Source organism: Mycobacterium sp. (assembly GCF_049802695.1).
In the GTDB taxonomy this organism is placed as follows: domain Bacteria; phylum Actinomycetota; class Actinomycetes; order Mycobacteriales; family Mycobacteriaceae; genus Mycobacterium.
Window position 1 is genome coordinate 1 of record NZ_JBARMY010000121.1, and the last position, 2,908, is coordinate 2,908.

The following is a 2,908-nucleotide window of genomic DNA, read 5'->3' on the forward strand; positions in this document are numbered from 1 at the left end:
GGGCAGCGGTCGGCAGGCCGGCGGCCGCTGCGGCGGTGAGGAGGCGTTCGTCGTACGTGACGAACGCGGTCAACTGGGCGCCAAACACCGCGTGCCCCGTCGCGAGATGGATCGCGTCTAGTGACCCTAGCCCGGTGTCCGGATACGCCGCGGCGGCGGCCCGGACCAGCTCGTCGACTTGGTATCGCGCTACTCTGGCCACGATCGCGGGAACATCGGCGAGCAGCGAGGGGTCTACCCGGCGCAGGGCGCGAGGGAGTTCCACCTCGATCAGCGTCGACGACACCCACGGAGCTGGCGTTTGTGCGTCCAGCCAGTCAGCGAGGGTATCGCTTTCAGGTTCACGCCGTATCAGTTTCATCAGGGCCGACGTGTCGAGGTAAAGCATCAATAGCGCTCGGTGTCTCGCATCTCGCGCAGCAGTCGGCCCGCCTCATGGTCTCTGTTGACCGGTCCGGATAGACGTGGCGCCGGTCCGTTGAGGGTGGCTGGATGAAGCTTTCCGGCGCTGATCATTTCGGCTAGCGGATTTTCCTGGGCCGGAACCAGGCGGGCCACGACGGCTCCGCGTTCGGTGATGTCGACGTGCTCGCCGCGTTTGACCCGTGCGAGCACTCCGGCAGTATTTTGGTTCAGCTCACGCACCGGCACTTCAGACATGCCGACCAGTGTACTACCAGTTCGTAGTACATAGCGTCAATGCGCTTACGGCAACAGCGCGAGCGACGGCAAGTAAGACACGACATGCCCGTTGCAGAGATCTGTGACTGGCGCGACCGGTGCAGGCTTTGATCTGCGCGGGATCCCGACTGACCCGTACCAGGCACGGCCGGTAATGGCCTTGGCGGACGACCCGGTGCATGCCATCGGGTGGGTCTCAACCTCGCTGCATTAGTGCACGAGTCCGCGCATCTGACCGCTGGTTCACCTGCTGTGTGCGTGAAGTGCGCCAGCGTCACGGTCACGTTCCCGACCAGCTCGGTTCAAACGGGATGGTCCGCGCCGACTGTGCCGGCCAATTCCCATACGTCGCCGCCGTGCCGGCGGTCGCTGTTGATCGACTGGATGTTGCTATCTCAAGGCGCACCCGGTTTTCTCCGGTCCTGCACAGTCTCGCGGTCTGTGGCGCTAGATTCTTGTGAGGGCATAGCGGATCGGCCATCTCCCATCGACTCAATGTCCGATTGCGTTCGCGGCGGTGATTGTTGAGACAAGGCAATCTCAGTTAATTGTCCGATCTCGCCACGAATGCCTTTCATTTGCCGCCGAAAATCGTCGCGTAGCGCTTCGATCTGCTCCGCCCTTTCTGTTTGATTTTCGCTGTCTTCCTGGGCGACGCGCTGCACGATCCAGGAAGCAATCGTTGCAGTCACTGTGCCGATCAAGCCGATTCCGCCAATCATCAGTAAGGCAGCGATCAGTCGGCCCTCGCCCGTCACCGGTGACTCATCGCCGTACCCGACTGTGGTGACGGTGCAGATCGACCACCAGAATGCGTCACCAAGTGTGTTGATCTTCGTTCCCAGGTGATGGCGCTCAGCTTCCAATGGCCAGCGAACCTGCATAGAGGAGCAGAACTGCGCTGAAGGCTGTGTACAGGATAACTCGGCCGCGAACCGCACCACCGATGACCTTTTCCAACGCCTCCACAAGAACCACTAGACGTAGAAGCCGCAGCGGCCGGAATATCGGAAGTACGGCGATCGCAAAGTCGAACAAGTGACGGACGAACCACGGCATACGGTCGGTGGCGAGCCACAATCTCGCAAAGTAGTCGACGACGAAGGCGCCCCATATAACCCATAAGATGACGTCAATCACGGTCCTCCAGAGCCCTGGCGGCTGGGCTAACACCTCCACTGAGTAGGCGACCAGAAATAGGACAGCCACGATAGCCAGTGGCCGCTCCGTGCGGTCCTCGAATCGCTTGAGCCTAGTAACACGATCCGTCGGCGGAGCGATGAAGCTTCCCAGTTCGCCCATCAGCAACCCCTTCATCCAATACTCGTCGCGCTATGACAAACCTCGAATCACTAGTGCGCCGAGAAGCGCGAGGACCGCCCCACGCACACATAGCACCATCAGTCCCACCAAAGGCTGGTCCGACAAGCAGCCTCTGGAGCCAGGTCCGGAACTCAATAACCCGATTTGTGCTGCCGCCGGGTCACCGGGGCAAGGACTCCGCCGCACACGCATAGTTGCTAACGACCTCCATGGCTCGGTCCCGCTGAGCCAAGCCTCGATGAGCCCAAGCGACATGCGTGGCTTAGCCTCGCTGCCGTAGACACTCGCTCAACTCCTGGTAACTGCTGTACTGATGTCCTGCACTTGCAATGGAAATGCCTCCGGTTCCCTTTTCTAACGAGTTCTCAAACGTCGCGGGCGTCGGGTGTTGCTGAGTGCCGACTCGTCGACGAATCGTGGTGCACTGACTTCGGTCGGCGATCGGTAGGCCCGGTTCACGCTCGCAGAATGGCGTTGGAAACTCGAACGACACGCGGAATCAGTTTGAGGACGGCCGTTTCACGAAGATGTCGTTGAGCGTGACCGACCGAAGTTTGCGATCGCGGATCATGTCGACAAGTTGGCCGTAGACACGGGTAACAGGCGCGTGGTTGAGATGGCCGATCACAATGGTCTGCGGGGTGAAGTACCGGTCGGCCATCTTGAGAATGTGGTCCTCGCTGACCCGCTTGGCATCCCCCAGGTCTCCCGACCACAGGGTCATCACCCCATAGCCGAGCCCTGCCGCGACCGCGTCGACCGTGGGGTTGTGACCGCCGTACGGCGGCCGCAGAAACGGCCGGGCATCTGCGCCGTAGGTCTTCCTCAAAAACGAGTCATTACGGCTGATCTCATCGATTATCCGAGGTACCGGCAGAGTGGTCAGATCAGGATGAGACCACGT

3 protein-coding genes and 1 pseudogene are annotated in these 2,908 nt (G+C 60.9%); all 4 read right to left on the minus strand.

What is annotated here, in order from left to right:
- Nucleotides 1-361 (minus strand): PIN domain-containing protein (locus WA317_RS04565; RefSeq protein ID WP_425171913.1); only part of this gene is annotated, 361 nt, incomplete at its 3' end.
- 26 nt (nt 362-387) lie between these two features.
- On the minus strand, nt 388-660 hold the full coding sequence (locus WA317_RS04570; RefSeq protein ID WP_425171914.1) for a type II toxin-antitoxin system Phd/YefM family antitoxin: 273 nt from the start codon (nt 658-660) through the stop codon (nt 388-390).
- Between the two features lie 575 nt (nt 661-1,235).
- Nucleotides 1,236-1,983, minus strand: a pseudogene (locus tag WA317_RS04575) (potassium channel family protein); the annotation flags it as partial.
- A 520-nt stretch (nt 1,984-2,503) separates the two neighbouring features.
- A partial coding sequence (locus WA317_RS04580) for a polysaccharide deacetylase family protein (RefSeq protein ID WP_425171915.1) occupies nt 2,504-2,908 on the minus strand: 405 nt, incomplete at its 5' end.